Source organism: Pseudomonas sp. Bout1 (assembly GCF_034314165.1).
GTDB lineage: Bacteria > Pseudomonadota > Gammaproteobacteria > Pseudomonadales > Pseudomonadaceae > Aquipseudomonas.
In genome coordinates, this window is record NZ_JAVIWK010000001.1 from 3,126,887 (window position 1) to 3,145,393 (window position 18,507).

An 18,507-nucleotide genomic window follows, 5' to 3' on the forward strand; every position below is an offset into this window, starting at 1 on the left:
GTTAAGTCCTTATTTGCTCAAGACGGGGGCGGGTTGCAGCACGCTGCTGGTGCTCGGGCCGGGTAGGGTTTTGGCGAAGAACACCAGGATTGCGGCGAGGATCGAGGTGCCCGCCAAACCATACAAACCGCCCTGGATCGAACCAGTGGTCTGTTCCAGAAAACCAAAGGTGGTGGGCGCGACAAACCCGCCAAGGTTGCCGATGGAGTTGATCAGCGCGATCACCGCCGCAGCGATGCGGGCATCCAGGTAACCCTGGGGAATCGGCCAGAACAGCGAGGACGCTGACTTGAAGCCAATCGCCGCGAAGCAGATGGCGATAAAGGCAAAGATCGGCCCGCCGGTGGTGGACAGGAACATGCCGACCGCGGCGATCAAGAGGGCGACGGCGACCCACGCTTGCTGGAACTTGAACTTGCCCGCCAACGCGGCGAACGCGTACATCGCGATGATCGAAATCAACCAGGGAATCGAGTTGTAGAAGCCCACCTGGATGTCGCTCAGGTCGCCCATCTTTTTGATGATGCTCGGCAGCCAGAACGTGGCGGCATAGATGGTCAACTGGATGCAAAAGTACAGGCCACAGAACAGCATGATCTGGCGGTCCTTGAGCAGCTTGCCCAGGGTCGGCTTGACCGTGGTGGCTGCATCGCGCTCGCGCTGTTCACGGTCGATCTCGCCCACCAGCGCGTCCTTTTCTTCAAGGCTCAACCACTTGGCGTCGTGGGGTTTGGAGTCGAGCCAGAACCACACAAAAAAGCACAGCAGCACCGAGGCCATGCCTTCGATGATGTACATCCATTGCCAGCCATGCAGGCTCAGCCCGGTGATTTGCAGCAGCACCCCGGACAGCGGGCCGGAGATCAACGAGGCCAGGGCCGAGCCGCTGAGGAAAATCGCAATCGCCTTGCCGCGTTCGACCCCAGGCAACCAGCGGGTGAAGTAGTAGATCACTCCCGGGAAGAAGCCGGCTTCGGCCACGCCCAGCAAAAAGCGCAGGATGTAGAAGTGGGTTTCGTTCTGGATAAACGCCATCAGCGTGGCGGTGACGCCCCAGGTGAACATGATGCGGGTGAGCCAGATGCGCGCGCCGACTTTTTGCAGGAGCATGTTGGACGGCACTTCAAACAGCGCATAACCGATGAAAAACAACCCGGCACCGAAGCCGTAGGCGGCTGCACCGATGCCCAGGTCGTGCTCCATATGGGTACGCACAAAGCCAATGTTGACGCGGTCGATGTAGTTGACGATGAACATGATCACGAACAGCGGGAGCACGTGGCTCTTCACTTTCTTGATCGCGCGGGCCAGGACGGGGTCGGAGGCAGGCGCAGCTGTCGCAGGGCTGGAAGGGTTCACAAGGTAAAACTCCCACTGATTATTGTTGTGCGGGGATGGCTTTGGTTGCCGGAGTTGTCTGACAACTTGACAGACATCATACAACTGCAATTTCACAGATGGCAACACTTTGTAGAAGCGCGCTTGTTCGCGCAAAACGTCAACGATTGCGCGGTTATATTGAATGATTGCGGTGCGGATGATTTTTTCGCGACCAAGCTCGCTCCTACAGGGATTTGTTTGTTGTCATACAAGTAGGGGGTGAGAAGAGTGCTAGTATTGCCGGGCCTTCCTGGACGGAATTCTCGATGCAAAACGACAACACGGCCCCTCATCGCAAGGGCTTGGCCCATGACATCGTCACCGCGCTGACTCAACAGATTCTGCTGGGGCAGATGATGCCGGGAGAGAAGCTGCCGTCCGAATCCGCCATCGTTGGCGAGTACGGTGTCAGCCGCACCGTGGTGCGCGAAGCACTCTCCAAATTGCAGGCCGCCGGGCTGGTAGAAACGCGCCACGGCGTCGGCACCTTCGTGCTGGCGCGCGACGAACGCCAGGGCCTGCACCTGACCCACGACACCGCCGCCAGTGTGCGCGGCATTCTTGAATTGCGCATGGGCCTGGAAACCCAGGCAGCGGCGCTGGCTGCCTTGCGCCGTACCGACGAACAGCTGCAGCAGATGCGCCAGGCGCTGGATGACTACCAGGATTCACTGGCCCACAACGACAGCGCCGTTGAGCCGGACGTGCGCTTCCATCGCCTGATCGCCCAGGCCACCGGCAACACCTGTTTCACCGACGTGATTTATCACCTGGGCCACTCGGTAATCCCGCGTACCCGAATCAATGCCGAAGAACGCGGCGACGTGGACTTGATGGAACTGGGGCGTGTGGCGAACCTGGAACACGAGGCGATACTGAAAGCCATCCGCCGCCAGGACCCGGACGCGGCCAGAGCGGCCATGCTGTTGCATCTAAGCAACAGCCTGGAGCGGATGACCGGAGAGTAGTCTCGCCAGGGGCATTTTCTTCAATACCGCGACCCGTCTTCTCCTTAAGGTTCAGCTCATACCCGCACAACAAAAAGGAACTGCAATGAGCTTGATCATTTCCATGGCTGCCTTCGCCCTGGCCACGTCCATCACGCCGGGGCCGGTGAATGTGGTGGCTATCAGTTCAGGGGCGCGGTTCGGGTTTGCCGCCAGCCAAAAGCATGTGGCGGGGGCTGCGTTGGGATTCACGTTGCTGCTGGTATTAATCGGCCTGGGGCTGCATCAGGTGCTGGTGCGCTGGCCGCTGCTGACCCAACTGATTCAATGGGGCGGGGTGGCGTTCCTGTTGTACATGGCCTGGAAACTGGCGGTTGACGATGGGCGCCTGCAGGCTGACGGCACGGCCACAGCGCCGTCAATGTTGTATGGGGCGATCATGCAGTGGCTCAACCCCAAGGCGTGGCTGGCGTGCGTGGCGGGGATGGGGTTGTTCGTGGCCGATGGTGATGTGCAACAAGTCTGGCTGTTTGCGACGATCTACCTGGTGATTTGCTACCTGTCGGTGGCGTGCTGGGCCTACGCCGGCACGTTCCTGCGGCGCTACCTGAGTAACCCGCCGGGTGTGCGCCTGTTCAATCGCTCGATGGCGGCCCTGCTGGTGGCCAGCGTCGGGTATCTTCTGCTCGCCTGATTCAACTGCGGTATTGCCCGGGCGTCGCCGCCAGGTGCAGTTTGAAGGTGCGCTGGAAGTGCGCCTGGTCAGCAAACCCGGCCGCCAAGGCCACGTCAGCAATCAACTGGCCGCTGCGCAGTTGGGTGCGGGCAAACTGGATACGGCGATTGACCAGGAACGCGTGGGGCGTCATGCCGTAATACTGTTTGAACGCGCGGATCAGGTACGACGGCGACAACTCGGCCGCCTGGCAAATATCTTCCAGTTTCAACGCCTCGGTGCAGTGTTCGCGAATGTACTCGGCAGCGCGCTCCAGCTTGTGGTTGACCTCGCGCATCCGGGTTGTCGACGGGTTGAGCCGTTGTTGTACTTCGGTGAAGTAACTTACTAGCGCGCTTTGTTTGTGCAGGTGTTCGGCATGCTCGTCGACCAGTACGTCATACAGCTCGTTTAGCCCCTGATACAGCACGGCGTCCGTGGTGTGAGTGGCGGTGAACGGACGGAAACCCTGGTCGGTGCGCAAGCCCAACTGGTGCTGCAGATCGGTCAGCCAGGCCGTCTCGATATACAGCATGTGATAGGACCAGGGCTGATCATCGATGGGGTTGCAGGCGTGGACGTCGCCCGGGTTCATCAGCACCACGGTACCGGCGCTGATCCTGAACGTGGAGGCTCCGTGGATATACCCGCTTTGCCCGGCCGTGATTGCCCCGATGGAAAAATGCTCGTGGGAATGGCGGGTATAGCAGACCTTGCGCCCATCGGCGATGGTCCGCGCCTCGATGAACGGCAGACGGTCATCGCGCCAGAAAAATGGTGCGGTCTGTTCGAAGGGCGGTCGCATCGATGCACATCTCACCGGGAAACAAGCGCTGGATGATTGCACAAAAACCGGCCTCCGGCGTTTCATTTCATGGGGGGCGGCATCATCGCACGCAGAAAAGCGCTGGCGGGGTCATGACCGCCGAGGGCGTCTGACAGGGCCAGGGGTCGCCCGGCTGCCTGCCTCGCCTGGTCGATACCTGCCAGTAAATGTTTGTCGATGATGGTCGCGGCGATGCCCTGGCTTCTGGGCGAACTGAAGGTGTTGGGCACTGCAGGCCGAGGGCCATACACGGCCGGCAGGTGGGCAAAACGCTCGGCACTGACGGTCGCGTGCTGTTGCTCGACGGGGTTGGTGCCCAGGTGGTAGGCCGACCAATCGATCGGTAATTCGCGCCCCTTGGGGTTAGCGGCATCAGCGGCTGTGGCAAACGCTTGATAGGCCAGGCCTGGGAGGCGAGCCACTTTCAGTTGCCTTGGGAAAAATTCATAAAAGTGCCTGTCGCCAAAGTATTGGCTCAGTACCAACACGCCATAGCGCCCGACACTGGCGCCGGGTTGAGGCTGGCGCAGGCGATAGAACTGCAAGTCGCCGTATTCCATGGCTTCGCGACTCAGCAGCGTCAGTTGCGACATCCAATACACAATTGACTGCATCAGCGCAGTTCGCACGTCGCCATAGCGTTGTTCGAACGTGACGGCAAAGGCCGTATGCAGGGCTGACAACTCATTGAAGCGTTGCGCCATGCCGGCGAAATCAAGCTCCTTGAGGGTGGAACGCCAGTGCGCCGCATCGGTGGTCAGCAGCCCCGCCATGTGCAACTGGGCCATCGACACCGCGGTGGTGGAGGCGATGCCGGACACCGGGCCCGTCGCGGCAGGCGCACCGGGCGCGGGCCGCCACTGAATAATCAATTGCTCCAGATGGAGGTTGCCCGGAAACACCCGCTGCAGGTCCTGCACCGCCATGTCGTAGCGGCTGGCGTCGGGGGCTTCCAGCTGTTCGGTGCTGACTTGCAGCCGGTTGAGCTGTTCATTCAATGCCGCGATGGCGCGGTTCTTGTCTGCGGTACTGCGGGCTGCGGAGTGTGGTGGGAGTACGCCGTTGGCCACGGCCCAGTCGGTGATGGGCGCTGTGCCCCGGCGGACCCTGCGAGCTGGGGTGACGAAGTAGATCAGCGCCATAAAATCGGTGAAGCTCATGGCCCGTGACGCTCCGGGCGTTTCTGCTTCAATCAGGTCGACGTACTGTTTGAAATGCACCCAGGTGTGGGAACTCATGTACGACACTTCGCCGCGTATGTCCCGTACCAGGAACTCCGGGGCAACGCCTGCCAGCAACAGGTGCGCGGCCATGGGCGCGGCGTTGGGGCGCGAGACCTTGCGCCGCACCATGGCCTCTACAACGTTGCGTACCTCAGCAAAGGGCAGGCCCCAGTTGTATGAGTCGGTCAGGTCGTAGCCGGCGACGGTGGCCCGGCGGGCGCCAGCACCCGGGTCCAGGCTAAGAATCAGTGCGGCAAACAGCAGGGCATTGCGGCTGGCGCGGGTGTTCGTGGCACTGGCGTGCTCGCCGTACCAGCCCACTGTTTCCGACAACCGCGCCGCCAGCGCCTGGGCCTGGGCCGACGCCAATTGGAGCAGCAACCGATCCGCCTCGGCGCGCACCTGCTCCCTGGTTCTTTCACCAATGATCGCTTCACTCAGGAAGTCGAACAGTGTTACGTCCTGGCTGGGCAGAAAAGCGGCGACTGCCTGCAGTACCTGTTGGCGTTGCGCCGCCAGCAGCGGCATCACTTGCAGCGCTCGCCAGTAATTGCCGTGCCGGGGGGGCTTGAGTATCGCAATCGCCAGCAGGCGCGCGGTGACGTGCGCTTCATCGCGGGTAGTAGGCAGTTTCACTTGGTAGAGATTGAGCAACTGGCGCACGCTGACTTGGCCATCGGTGCTGATGCGCCCTCCCGATTGGCGGGCCAGTTCACGCAAGGGGTCGGCCATTGAGGTGAGGCGTGTAAGCGGTGTGTCGGCGCGTGTCAGCACCTTGGGTGTATCGTCCAGCGCGTAACCACTGAGGTCGCCGTCGACGGTGAGCACATACTCACGGGCAGGGTTGAACTGGTGCGCGCCGCTTATGCGTTGAAAAACCGGCTCCCGGCGCAGGTCTGCGAGTAATTGCGCACCTTTGGCGATCAGCGGGGCAAAGGGCGAGTCCGGCACCAGGTCGAACGTTGTATCCAGGGTACTTTCAAGTTGTGTATCGAGGGTGATCGACCTGAGTGCTGCCTGCAGGGTGTGGCGCTCATTGAGCACCGTGATATGGCGCCTGTGTTTGCTCACCGCCGTCACTGAGTACGCCATCGAAGTGACGTACGGAAACGTAGCCGCAGTGGTGGCACGCAACTGCAGGACCAGGGCCTGTGCCTCCTCTGCGCTGGCGGGCCGGGGGAGTCGATACACGGTCATCAGCGCGGCCAGGCTGAGGCTGGCGTCTGGCAAGATATCTGTGTGGGCAAGTTTGGCCAGGCGTTCCAGTTCGTCCCATTGTTGGTTCAGCGGTGTGTCGTGGGAGCGATCCACCGGCGAGGTATTGAACACATGGCTGCCGATCACCGCGACGACCGCTTTTTGCTCGACGGCGTAGTAGTGACGGGGCACAGCGCCGGGGCTCGCGGGGTTGAGGCTCAAGAATTCCTCCCCTCCAGTCACGGCTTTAAGCAGCCGTGCAGCGTACTTCAACGTGCTCGACAGCATCGAGTCCGAGTCCAGGCTGAGACGTTGCAGGTAAAGTCCAAGCCAATCGAAGGGCAGACCACCGTTGGTCTCAGCGCCCAGCAATGCCTGCAGTGCGTCGGCCAGTTGCAGGTAGTCCCGTTGTTCTTCGGTCAGGCGCTTGCGCAGGGCTGATTTGAGTCGTCCGCTCTCATCCACGCCGGGCAGCGTATCCAGGGTGTGGATTTCCTCCAGAATGACCTGCGCCTGCAAGTGGTTTTTCGGTATCGGGTAGCCATAGAAGGGCAAGACCAGGTCCAGTGGCATCTCCCGTGAATGATGTTCGGCAGGGTTTTCCATGAACGGCAGGCCGGCGTTGATCGTGTCGATGATCTGCACCACCTCCAGGATCGGGTTCGCGACTTGCCACCAGCCGACGTTATTGTCCAGCGTGAAGGTGTAGGGCGTTTTTACCGTGCCCTCCAACACCGAGGCCTGCAAGTCTGCGCCACGAAACACCAGGCTTGCCAGTTCCAGGTTGTGGCCTGAGGCCCACTCGCGAAAGGCTGGGCGAGCAATCGCATCGCCATACAGCTGCGCCCACTGCCCCAGCATTGTGTGGTCGGGCACGCGGATCAAAATGGGTGCGGCGGCGGGTGTGGTGCCTTGGGCAACAAGGCTGATCAAACCGGCGATCAGTTCAGCGATCAGCACTTGATCATCCTTGAGGCGCAGCGCCTGGCGCGTGATCAGGCCCAGGGCGGAAGGCGAGATGTTTTTCAGCAGGTGCGACAGAAACGGTAAGTCATCCATGGCGTGAAGGCTCTGTGCGAGGTTGCCCATAGGCTATGGGCAACCGGAACCTCCATCGTCGGATGGCCGGGGCGGGAACAAAAGACGTAGCTTCCTGATGGGGTGTAGCGCGAGTCGACGGCTGCGGCAGTCTTCCCGTCAGGTTCATCAACAAGCCGATCAGCCTTTGCGGTTCTCGGCGATCCAGGCCGTAGCCAAGTCGATAAACGCGCGCAGTTTCGGCTGGCTCTGGGTGCGGGAGGGAAAATACAGGTACAACCCGCTGCTCGACGGAACAAAGGATTGCAGCACCTGTACCAGCGCGCCTGAGGCCAAATCCTCCATCACTTCAAAATCACTCACGTAGGCCAGGCCCTGGCCGGCCCGGGCGGCGGCGATCATCAGGTTGCGGTCATTGACGATCAGCCCGCCGTGAACGCCCACCGTGAATTCCCGGCCCGCACGCTCGAACTCCCAGCGGTGTGCCATGCCGGAGGTCAGGAAGCGATAGCCGATGGTTTGATGGGTGGTCAGCTCTTCCGGCGTTGCCGGCGTGCCGGCCTTGGCGACATAACCGGGGGAACCCACCACCGACCACTTCAAGTCCGGTGTCAGGCGCACGGCGACCATGTCCTTGTCGATGGATTCACCCAGCCGAATGCCAGCGTCGAAGCCCTGGGTCACCAGGTCCACGGCGGCATCGTCCAGGGAAATATCCAGCACCACATCCGGAAACGCCTCACGAAAGCGCGGGATCAATGGCTCGATCAACAGCTTGCCCGACAACCTCGGCACCGTCAGGCGCAGGGTGCCCATGGGGCGGTCGCGGTAACCGCTGAGGGCCGCCAGCGCGTCGTCAATCTCTCCGGCGGCGGGGCGCAAGCGCCTGTAAAGCGTGGCCCCTGCCTCAGTCAGCGCCACCCGCCTTGTGGTGCGCTGGAACAGCACCACGCCTGTGCGTTTCTCGAGGGTTTTCACCGCATGGCTGACGGCCGTCGGCGTTACCCCAAGCCGCGCGGCCGCCTGGGTAAAGTTCTTAAGCTCTGCAACCGCCAGGAACTCGGTCAGGCCGTTGAAGGGGTCAAGGTTCATTGGGGCGCCATTATGAAATTGAGTTTCAAAGTGCTTGTAGCACGAGGTGATTTTTCTGGCTAATGCCACGGCGTACCTTTACTTCACTTTCACTCCATCAGGTACGGATCATGACAACGGCACATTCTTTCAAGCGTGTTTGGCTGGTAACCGGAGCTTCCCGGGGTATCGGCGCAAAAATCGTCGCGGCGGCGCTGGCCCATGGCGACGCAGTGGTGGCCACGGCGCGCAATGCCCAGGCCGTCACCGAGCGTTTCGGCGCGCAACCCGGACTGCTGGCGGTGCAACTGGATGTGACCGACGAGGCCCAGGCAGCCAGTGTTGCCCGTGCTGCGGTTGAGCACTTCGGGCGTATCGATGTGCTGGTCAACAATGCCGGTTTTGGTTTGTTGGGCGCGGTCGAGGAAGCGTCTGCCGAGGAGGTTCGCCGGTTGTACGAAACCAATGTCTTCGGCCTGCTCAATGTCACACGCGGTGTATTGCCCTTCATGCGCAAGGCGCGCAGCGGGCACGTTATCAACATTTCGTCGGTGGGCGGCTTCCGCTCCGGTGCGGGGTTTGGCACCTATTGCTCGACCAAATTTGCCGTGGAGGGGCTCAGTGAGGCGCTGCACGCGGAACTCGCTCCCCTGGGCATCAAAGTGACGGTGGTTGAACCGGGTTATTTCCGTACCGACTTCCTGGACGGCAACTCCCTGGTGGAGTCGCCCGTGGTTATCGAGGATTACGCCGCCACATCGGGCGAGGTGCGCAAGCTGGCCAAGGTCTACAACCAGCAGCAACCGGGAAACCCGGAGCTACTGGCGGTGGCCATGATCAAGTTGGTAGAGGCGCCGCAGCCGCCGATGCGCCTGGCATTGGGCACCGACACGTTGCAGGCGATTGAGGACAAGCTGGCTTACGTCAAGGAAGAGACCTACGCCTGGCGTGAGTTGTCGGCCTCAACCGATTTCTGACACCCAATGGCGTAGCAGCTGTCGAGCGCCAGCGAGGCTGCGTCAGGCGCGCCTCGGTGCAGTGCCAGGCTCGATAACAGCGGTGCGGCTAACGCAGCCTCGCTGGGGCTCGACAGCTGCTACGGTGGTTCTACTGCTAGGGGCCGGGCACCAGGAACGCCGCCGCCAGCAGTTGCCGGGTATAGGCGTGCTGGGGGTTGGCGAAAATCGCGGGTGCATCGCCTTGTTCTACCACCTGCCCATGCTTGACCACCATCAACTGGTGACTCAAGGCCTTGACCACCGCCAGGTCGTGGCTGATGAACAGGTAGGTAAGGTTGTACTTGGCCTGCAAGTTACGCAGCAATTCCACCACTTGGCGCTGCACGGTGCGGTCGAGGGCCGAGGTCGGTTCGTCCAGCAGGATCAGCCGGGGCTTGAGCACCAGGGCTCGGGCGATGGCGATGCGTTGGCGTTGGCCGCCGGAGAATTCATGGGGGTAGCGATTGCGGGTTTCCGGGTCCAGCCCCACTTCCTTGAGCGCGGCGATAATCGCCGCTTCCTGCTCGGCCGCAGTGCCTATCTTGTGAATGCGCAAGCCTTCGCCGACGATCTCGCTTACGCACATGCGTGGGCTCAGGCTGCCGAACGGGTCCTGGAACACCACCTGCATTTCCCGGCGCAACGGCCGCACCTGTTGCTGGCTGAGTTTATCCATCTGATGGCCTTCGAAGCGAATGCTGCCCTTGCTCGCAATCAGCCGCAAAATCGCCAGGCCCAGGGTGGATTTGCCCGAGCCACTTTCACCAACGATACCCAGGGTCTGGCCCTGAGGCAGGCTGAAGTTAATGCCGTCTACTGCCTTGACGTAATCGATGGTGTTGCGCAGGAAACCTTTCTTGATCGGGAACCAGACTTTCAAGTCATCGACTTCCAGCAACGGCGGGCCGACTTCATTGGTGGCAGGGCCGCCGCTGGGCTCGGCTGCCAGCAGCTCCTGGGTGTAGGGATGCTGCGGCGACTGGAACAGGGTTTCGCACTCGGCCTGCTCGACAATGCAGCCTTTTTGCATCACGCATACCCGATGGGCAATGCGCCTTACCAGGTTCAGGTCATGGCTGATCAGCAGCAAGGCCATGCCCAGGCGCGCCTGCAACTCCTTGAGCAGCTCCAGGATCTTCAGTTGCACCGTAACGTCGAGCGCGGTGGTTGGTTCGTCGGCAATCAGCAATTCTGGTTCGTTAGCCAGGGCCATGGCGATCATCACCCGTTGCCGCTGGCCGCCGGACAGTTCGTGGGGCAGGGCCTTGAGGCGCTTGTGGGGTTCGGGGATGCCCACCAGTTCGAGCAACTCCAGGGTGCGCCGGGTGGCGACCTTGCCGCTCAGTCCCTTGTGCAGGCCGAGCACTTCGTTGATCTGCTTCTCGATGCAATGCAGCGGGTTCAGCGAAGTCATCGGTTCCTGGAAGATCATCGCAATGCGGTTGCCGCGAATATGCCGGATGGTCTTCTCTTTAAGGGTCAGCAAGTCGTGGTTGGCGTACTGGATGGTGCCCGAAGGGTGCCGCGCCAGCGGGTAGGGCAGCAGGCGCAAAATAGAGTGCGCCGTGACCGACTTGCCGGAGCCGCTTTCGCCCACCAGCGCCAGGGTTTCGCCGCGCTTGATATCGAAGCTGACGTTGTTCACCACACGCTGGTGGCTGTTGCCTACGACGAACTCGACGGAGAGGTCGCGGACTTCGATCAGATTGTCCTGATTCATCTCATTTCCTCGGGTCGAAGGCATCGCGAGCGGACTCGCCGATAAACACCAGCAAACTCAACATGATCGCCAGCACGGCAAAGGCACTCATGCCCAGCCACGGCGCTTGCAGATTGGATTTGCCCTGGGCCACCAGTTCACCCAGGGACGGCGAACCGGCGGGCAGTCCAAAGCCCAGGAAGTCCAGGGCGGTGAGGGTGCCGATCGCCCCGGTCAGGATGAATGGCATGAAGGTCATGGTAGAGACCATGGCGTTGGGCAGGATATGGCGGAACATGATCGCGCTGTTCTGCATGCCCAATGCCCGGGCCGCCCGCACGTACTCCAGGTTACGCCCGCGCAGGAACTCGGCGCGCACCACGTCTACCAGGCTCATCCAGGAAAACAGCAGCATGATCCCCAGCAGCCACCAGAAGTTGGGCTGCACGAAACTGGCAAGGATGATCAGCAGGTACAGCACCGGCAAGCCGGACCAGATCTCCAGGAAGCGCTGGCCGGCGAGGTCGACCCAGCCGCCGTAGAAGCCCTGCAAGGCACCCGCGATCACGCCGATGATCGAGCTGAGTATGGTCAACGTCAGTGCAAACAACACTGAAACCCTGAACCCGTAGATCACCCGCGCCAGCACATCGCGGCCCTGGTCATCGGTGCCCAGCAGGTTGTCCCGCGACGGCGGGGCCGGCGCCGGAACCTTCAGGTCATAGTTAATGCTCTGGTAGCTGAACGGGATCGGCGCCCACAAGGTCCAGGCATCCTTGGCCTTGAGCAGCTCCTGGATGTAGGGACTCTTGTAGTTGGCTTCCAGCGGGAATTCACCGCCGAAGGTGGTCTCGGGGTAACGCTTGAGGGCCGGGAAGTACCAGTCGCCGTCGTAATGCACCGCCAGCGGCTTGTCGTTGGCGATCAACTCGGCGCCCAGGCTCAGGCCGAACAGGATCAGGAACAGCCACAGCGACCACCAGCCACGCTTGTTTGCTTTGAAGCGTTCGAACCGGCGACGATTGAGCGGGGATAGATTCATCTCAATGCTCCCGGCTGGCGAAGTCGATACGCGGATCGACCAGGGTGTAGGTGAGGTCACCGATCAGCTTCACCACCAGCCCCAGCAGGGTGAAGATAAACAGCGTGCCGAACACCACCGGGTAGTCGCGGTTGATCGCCGCTTCAAAGCTCATCAGGCCCAGGCCGTCGAGGGAGAAGATCACCTCCACCAGCAACGAGCCGGTAAAGAAGATGCCGATAAACGCCGATGGGAAGCCGGCGATCACCAGCAGCATCGCGTTGCGAAACACGTGGCCGTAGAGCACGCGGTGGTTGGTCAGGCCCTTGGCTTTGGCCGTGACTACGTATTGCTTGTTGATCTCGTCGAGGAAGCTGTTTTTGGTGAGCAGGGTCATAGTCGCGAAGTTGCCGATCACCAGCGCGGTGACGGGCAGGGCCAGGTGCCAGAAGTAATCGAGGATCTTGCCGCCCCAGCTCAACTCGTCAAAGTTGTTGGAGGTGAGCCCGCGTAACGGAAACCAGTCGAAGTAACTGCCGCCGGCGAACACTACGATCAGCAGGATCGCGAACAGGAACGCCGGGATCGCGTAGCCGACGATGATGGCCGAACTGGTCCACACATCAAAATGGCTGCCGTGGCGCGTGGCCTTGGCGATCCCCAGCGGGATCGACACCAGGTACATGATCAGGGTGCTCCATAACCCGAGGGAGATCGACACCGGCATCTTTTCCTTGATCAGGTCGATGACCTTGGCATCACGGAAGAAGCTGTCGCCGAAATCCAGCCTGGCGTAGTTCTTGACCATGATCCACAGGCGTTCCGGCGCCGACTTGTCGAAGCCGTACATCTTCTCGATTTCCTTCACCAGGGCCGGGTCCAAACCCTGGGCGCCGCGGTAGCTGGAGCCAGCCACCGAGACTTCGGCACCGCCGCCGGCGATCCGGCTGGTGGCGCCTTCAAAGCCTTCGAGCTTGGCGATCATCTGCTCCACCGGGCCTCCGGGGGCGGCCTGGATGATCACAAAGTTGATCAGCAAAATACCGAACAGGGTCGGGATGATCAGCAGCAGTCGGCGAACAATATAGGCCAGCATCTCAGTCGCCCCCGCTCGCCGGATCGGCGGTCTGGTTGGTGTCCAGGGTTACCGCCGGCTTGGCGTCGGGTTTGCTCCACCAGGTGGCGGTGCCCACGTCATAGCGCGGCGAGACCTTCGGGTGGCCGAGATGGTCCCAATACGCTACGCGGAAGGTCTTGATGTGCCAGTTGGGGATCACGTAGTAGCCAAACTGCAGCACACGGTCCAGGGCCTTGGCGTGGGCCACCAGGCTTTTGCGCGAGTCGGAGTCGATGAGTTCTTCCACCAACTGGTCGATGGCCGGGTCTTTCAGGCCGATATAGTTGCGGCTGCCGGGCTTGTCGGCACTGGAAGACTTCCAGTACTCGCGCTGCTCGTTACCCGGCGAGGAGGACTGCGGGAAGCTGCCCACCACCATGTCGAAATCCCGCGAGCGGATGCGGTTGATGTACTGCGAGACGTCGACCCGGCGAATCACCAGGTCGATCCCCAGGTCTGCCAGGTTGCGCTTGAACGGCAGCAGGATGCGTTCGAACTCGGTCTGTGCCAGCAGGAACTCGATGGTCACCGGTTTGCCGGTGGTGTCGACCATCTTGTCATCGACGATCTTCCAGCCGGCCTCTTGCAGCAACTGATAGGCCTCACGCTGCTGGGTGCGGATCATGCCGCTGGCGTCGGTCTTGGCGGGTTCGAAGGCTTCGGTAAAGACCTGCGGCGGGATCTTGTCGCGCAGCGGCTCAAGAATCGCCAGCTCATCCGGGCCGGGCAGGCCGGTGGCGGCCATCTCGGAGTTTTCAAAATAACTGCGGCTGCGCGTGTAGGCGCCGTTGAACAGTTGCTTGTTGCTCCATTCGAAGTCCAGCAACAGGCTGATGGCCTTGCGCACCCGCACGTCCTGGAACATCGGTTTGCGGGTGTTGAACACGAAACCCTGCATCCCGGTGGGGTTGCCGTTGGGAATTTCTTCCTTGATCAGGCGGCCCTGGGCAACGGCGGGGGTGTTATAGGCGTTGGCCCAGTTTTTTGCGCTGATTTCCAGCCAGTAATCGAACTGCCCGGCCTTGAGTGCTTCGAGGGCCACGGTGTTATCGCGGTAATAATCGGTGACACGGTAATCGAAGTTGTAGAAGCCCTTGTTGATCGGCAGGTCCTTGGCCCAGTAATCCTTGACCCGCTCGTAGCGGATCGAACGCCCGGCCTTGACCTCGGCCACCTTGTACGGGCCGCTGCCCAACGGAATCTCCAGGTTGCCCCTGGAAAAATCGCGACCCTCCCAGTAATGCTTGGGCAATACCGTCAATTGCCCGAGGATCAGTGGCAGCTCGCGGTTGTTGGTGCGTTTGAACTTGAACAGCACGCGCAACGGGTCTTCGGCGATCACTTCGTCGACGTCGGCGTAATAGGTTTTGTAGATCGGCGAGCCATCCTTCATCAGCGTCTGGAAGCTGAACACTACGTCTTCGGCACGAATCGGGTGGCCATCGTGGAAGCGTGCTTCGGGCCGAATGTAGAAGCGTACCCAGCTGTTGTCCGGGGCTTTTTCGATCTTGCCGGCCACCAGGCCATATTCGGTGATGGGCTCGTCCAGGCTTTGCTGGGCGAGAGTGTCGTAGATCAGGCCGATGTTGTCCGCCGGCACGCCCTTGCTGATGAACGGGTTGAGGCTGTCGAAGCCGCCCATGCTGGACTCGCGAAAGGTGCCGCCCTTGGGCGCGTCGGGATTTACATAGTCGACGTGCTTGAAATCGGCGGGGTACTTGGGGGGTTCGTTGTAGAGGGTCAGGGCATGTTGCGGGGCCGCAGTGGCCGCAGCGCAAAACAGCAGGCCGCCAAGGAATGCAGTACGCAAAGGTATCATTGGGCTTTCTCCGAAGCTTTCAGCCACCATGCGCTCAGGCCCAGGCTGTAGGGCGGCGTGGTGACGAAGGCGAACCGGTTGCGGTACGCCAGGCGATGATAGTTGAGGTACCAGTTGGGAATACTGTAGTGCTGCCACAGCAGGACGCGGTCAAGAGCTCGGCCGGCAGCCAATTGTTCTTCACGGGTTTGCGCCGCCAGCAACTGTTCCAGCAGATGGTCGACCACCGGGTTGGCGATGCCTGCGTAATTCTTGCTGCCCTTGATGCCCGCCTGGCTGGAGTGGAAATACTGCCACTGCTCAAGGCCGGGGCTGAGGGTCTGGTTGAGGGTCATCAGAATCATGTCGAAGTCGAATTGGTCGAGGCGTTGTTTGTACTGTGCGCGGTCTACCGTGCGCAAGCGGGCGTCGACGCCGATGCTTGTCAGATTCTCGACATAGGGCTGCAGGATGCGCTCCAGGTTCGGATTCACCAGCAAAATTTCCAGGCGCAGTGGCTGCCCGTCACTGTTGAGCAAGCGCTGCCCGGATAGCTTCCACCCCGCTTCGGCCAGCAAGGTCAGGGCGCGGCGCATGGTTTCCCGCGGGATGCCGCGACCATCGGTCTGGGGCAGGCTGAAAGGCTGGGTAAACAGATTGGCCGGCAGTTGCTCGCGATAGGGCGAGAGCATCAGCCACTCATGGCCGGTGGGTACGCCGGTGGCGGAGAATTCGCTGTTGGGGTAGTAGCTGAGGGTGCGTTTATAGGCGCCGCTGAACAGGGTGCGGTTGGTCCACTCGAAATCGAACATCAGCCCCAGGGCTTCACGCACCTTGGCCTGGCTGAAAGCCGGGCGCCGGCTGTTCATGAACAGGCCCTGGCTCTGGGTCGGGATCTGGTGGGCGATCTGCGCCTTGATCACCTCACCCCGGTTGACCGCCGGAAAGTTGTAGCCGTTGGCCCAGTTCTTCGCCTGATGCTCGATATAGATATCGAACTCGCCGGCCTTGAAGGCTTCGAAGGCCACGTCGCTGTCGCGGTAAAACTCCACCTCGACCTTGTCGTAGTTATAAAACCCACGGTTGACCGCCAGGTCCTTGCCCCAGTAATCCTTGACCCGCTCGAACACCAATTGCCGCCCCGGCGTGACCGTGCTGATGCGGTATGGCCCGCTACCCAGCGGCGGCTCGAAGGTGGTGGCCTTGAAGTCACGGTTTTTCCAGTAATGCTGAGGCAATACCGGCAGCTCGCCCAGGCGCAGGATCAGCAGCGGGTTGCCGGCGCGCTTGAATACAAAACGAATGCGATGCCGATTGAGGATGTCGACTCGCGCCACTTCCTGCAGGTTGGTGCGGTATTGCGGGTGGCCTTCGGTCAGCAGCGTGCGATAGGAAAACGCCACGTCATAGGCGGTAATCGGCTTGCCATCGTGGAACCGCGCCTCGGGGCGCAGGTTGAACACCACCCAACTGCGGTCCTCGCTGTATTCCACCGATTGGGCAATCAGGCCGTAGCTGGAGGTCGGCTCATCGCCCGACGGGGCGTACTGGCCGGTGCCAACCATCAGTGGCTCATTGAGCTCGTTGACCCCGTATTGCAGGAAGTTGGCGGTGGAAACCGGGCTGGAACCCTTGAAAGTATAAGGGTTGAGGGTATCGAAGGTGCCAAACGCCATGACCCGCAAGGTGCCGCCTTTGGGCGCTGCGGGGTTTACCCAGTCGAAGTGGGTGAATTTGGCCGGGTACTTGAGCATGCCGAACTGCGCATAACCGTGGCTCTCGGTAATGGTCGCGTTCGCGGAAAAGCTCAAGGCCAGACTTATTAGTAGAAGGAGGGGACGCTTCAAGTCAGAGATCCGATCCAGGCGGCTTGGGCTTTATGATCGGTACAGTAACAGCTTGTTCCGATTGGAAAAAGCGGGATGCCTGTAGGAGCAAGCTTGCTCGCGAAGGACGCCAACGATAACGCTGGCATTGTGAATTAACGCGATGCCCTTGCGTTGTTCGCGAGCAAGCTCGCTCCTACAGGATTTGCGGTGTTATCTAGGCCCGGAAACCACCAGCATCTGCCCGGGCTTCAGCGCCTGGCCAGTGCGGGGGTTCCAGCGCTTGAGATGTTGCATCTCAACGTTGAAGCGCTTGGCGACGATGTACAGCGAGTCGCCTTTCTTGACCTTGTATTGCACCGGCTTCTTGCTATCGGCCTTGGCCACCAGCTTGCGGGTGTCCTGCATGATCAGGGTCTGGCCGACCTTGAGGGCCTGGCCATTGAGCTTGTTCCAGCGTTGCAAGTCGTGCACGTCGACCTTGTTGGCCTTGGCAATCAGCGTCAGGTTGTCGCCGCTGCGCACCTTGTAGCTGCGGGTGCGACCGGCAACGGCCTTGTGCTCAACTTCGTCGAACACCGGCTTCTTCGGACGCATGCTCAACAATTCTTCCGGATTCATCGCCGAAAGGCTGCTGGCCAGCAGCTGTGCCTTGGACGTAGGCACCAGCAAATGCTGCGGGCCATCCAGGGTAGTGCGCTGTTTCAAGGCCGGGTTGAGCTGGAACAGTTCGTCTTCGTCGATCTCGGCCAGCGCGGCAACCCGTGACAGGTCCATGCTTTGCTTGACTTCGACGACTTCGAAATACGGCGTGTTGGCGATCGGGCTCAGATTGACGCCATAGGCCTCGGGCGCCAGCACCACCTGGGACAGTGCCAGGAACTTGGGCACGTAGTCCTTGGTTTCCTGGGGCAGTGGCAGGTTCCAGTAGTCGGTTGGCAAACCAAGCTTTTCGTTACGCTCGATGGCCCGGCTGACCGTACCTTCCCCCGCGTTATACGCGGCCAACGCCAGCAACCAGTCGCCGTTGAACATGTCATGCAGGCGTGTCAGGTAATCCAGGGCGGCGGTGGTGGAGGCAGTGATGTCGCGGCGGCCGTCGTAGGCGCGGGTCTGGCGCAGGTTGAAGTAGCGGCCGGTGGACGGGATGAACTGCCACAACCCGACCGCATCGCTGCGCGAATAGGCCATTGGGTTATAGGCGCTTTCAATCACTGGCAGCAGCGCCAGCTCCAGGGGCATGTTGCGTTCTTCAAGGCGTTCGACGATGTAATGAATGTAGAGGCTGCCGCGTTCGCCGGCGTTCTCAAGAAAGGAAGGGTTACTGGCAAACCACAATCGTTGCTGTTCAATGCGCGGGTTGACGCCCAGCCCGTCCTGCAGTTGAAAGCCCCGGCGCATGCGTTCCCAGACATCCTGGGGCACTTCCGGGCTTGGCTTCTCTGAGAGCCAAAGGGGTTTTTGCTTGATCTTGGCGGTAAGGTTCGGTTTGGGTTGCACGGTGGATTGTGCGGCAAATTGGGTCGATTGGCAGCCCGCCAGAGTAGCGGACACAGCCACCGCCACGGCTTGAGCCAGGCGGGTCAATGCGTCTGAATGGTTGGTTTTACGAATAGATGACGACATTGGCTGGAAGTAAGTTCCGGGCAAA

13 protein-coding genes are annotated in these 18,507 nt (G+C 61.0%); 3 read left to right on the forward strand and 10 right to left on the reverse strand.

Annotated elements, in window-relative coordinates; all coding sequences use genetic code 11:
• Positions 1-9 precede the first annotated feature (9 nt).
• Positions 10-1,359 (reverse strand): MFS transporter, encoded by a 1,350-nt coding sequence (locus tag RGV33_RS14690; RefSeq protein WP_322144877.1) that lies wholly within the window; start codon positions 1,357-1,359, stop codon positions 10-12.
• A 287-nt stretch (positions 1,360-1,646) separates the two neighbouring features.
• Here RGV33_RS14690 and RGV33_RS14695 point away from each other — a divergent pair, with 287 nt between their 5' ends.
• On the forward strand, positions 1,647-2,348 hold the full coding sequence (locus RGV33_RS14695) for a FadR/GntR family transcriptional regulator (protein WP_322144878.1): 702 nt from the start codon (positions 1,647-1,649) through the stop codon (positions 2,346-2,348).
• 85 nt (positions 2,349-2,433) lie between these two features.
• Entirely contained in the window at positions 2,434-3,021 is a 588-nt protein-coding gene (locus RGV33_RS14700; protein ID WP_322144879.1) for a LysE family translocator, read from the forward strand.
• Between the two features lies 1 nt (position 3,022).
• Here RGV33_RS14700 and RGV33_RS14705 read toward each other — a convergent pair whose 3' ends face one another.
• The 3 genes from RGV33_RS14705 to RGV33_RS14715 form a co-directional block, all read right to left on the reverse strand.
• The gene (locus RGV33_RS14705; RefSeq protein WP_322144880.1) at positions 3,023-3,847 is read right to left on the reverse strand and encodes an AraC family transcriptional regulator; all 825 of its coding nucleotides are present in this window, start codon (positions 3,845-3,847) and stop codon (positions 3,023-3,025) included.
• Between the two features lie 62 nt (positions 3,848-3,909).
• Complete coding sequence (locus RGV33_RS14710) at positions 3,910-7,347, reverse strand: hypothetical protein (RefSeq protein ID WP_322144881.1); 3,438 nt, start codon at positions 7,345-7,347, stop codon at positions 3,910-3,912.
• A 159-nt stretch (positions 7,348-7,506) separates the two neighbouring features.
• Positions 7,507-8,418 (reverse strand): LysR family transcriptional regulator, encoded by a 912-nt coding sequence (locus RGV33_RS14715; protein WP_322144882.1) that lies wholly within the window; start codon positions 8,416-8,418, stop codon positions 7,507-7,509.
• A gap of 110 nt (positions 8,419-8,528) precedes the next feature.
• Here RGV33_RS14715 and RGV33_RS14720 point away from each other — a divergent pair, with 110 nt between their 5' ends.
• Positions 8,529-9,374 carry an oxidoreductase gene (locus RGV33_RS14720; RefSeq protein ID WP_322144883.1) on the forward strand — a complete coding sequence of 282 codons (846 nt, stop codon included), beginning with the start codon at positions 8,529-8,531 and terminating at the stop codon, positions 9,372-9,374.
• A 136-nt stretch (positions 9,375-9,510) separates the two neighbouring features.
• Here the strand turns inward: RGV33_RS14720 and RGV33_RS14725 are convergent, their stop codons facing one another.
• From RGV33_RS14725 to RGV33_RS14750, 6 genes are all read right to left on the reverse strand, one after another.
• Entirely contained in the window at positions 9,511-11,115 is a 1,605-nt protein-coding gene (locus tag RGV33_RS14725; protein ID WP_322144884.1) for an ABC transporter ATP-binding protein, read from the reverse strand.
• Between the two features lies 1 nt (position 11,116).
• Positions 11,117-12,136 (reverse strand): ABC transporter permease, encoded by a 1,020-nt coding sequence (locus tag RGV33_RS14730; protein ID WP_322144885.1) that lies wholly within the window; start codon positions 12,134-12,136, stop codon positions 11,117-11,119.
• Between the two features lies 1 nt (position 12,137).
• Entirely contained in the window at positions 12,138-13,211 is a 1,074-nt protein-coding gene (locus tag RGV33_RS14735) for a microcin C ABC transporter permease YejB (RefSeq protein ID WP_017477557.1), read from the reverse strand.
• Position 13,212: 1 nt separating this feature from the next.
• Positions 13,213-15,051 (reverse strand): extracellular solute-binding protein, encoded by a 1,839-nt coding sequence (locus tag RGV33_RS14740; protein WP_322144886.1) that lies wholly within the window; start codon positions 15,049-15,051, stop codon positions 13,213-13,215.
• On the reverse strand, positions 15,048-16,877 hold the full coding sequence (locus RGV33_RS14745; protein WP_322144887.1) for an extracellular solute-binding protein: 1,830 nt from the start codon (positions 16,875-16,877) through the stop codon (positions 15,048-15,050). The genes RGV33_RS14740 and RGV33_RS14745 overlap by 4 nt, the downstream gene beginning before the upstream one ends.
• 192 nt (positions 16,878-17,069) lie before the next feature.
• The gene (locus RGV33_RS14750; RefSeq protein WP_322144888.1) at positions 17,070-18,482 is read right to left on the reverse strand and encodes a transglycosylase SLT domain-containing protein; all 1,413 of its coding nucleotides are present in this window, start codon (positions 18,480-18,482) and stop codon (positions 17,070-17,072) included.
• Positions 18,483-18,507 lie beyond the last annotated feature (25 nt).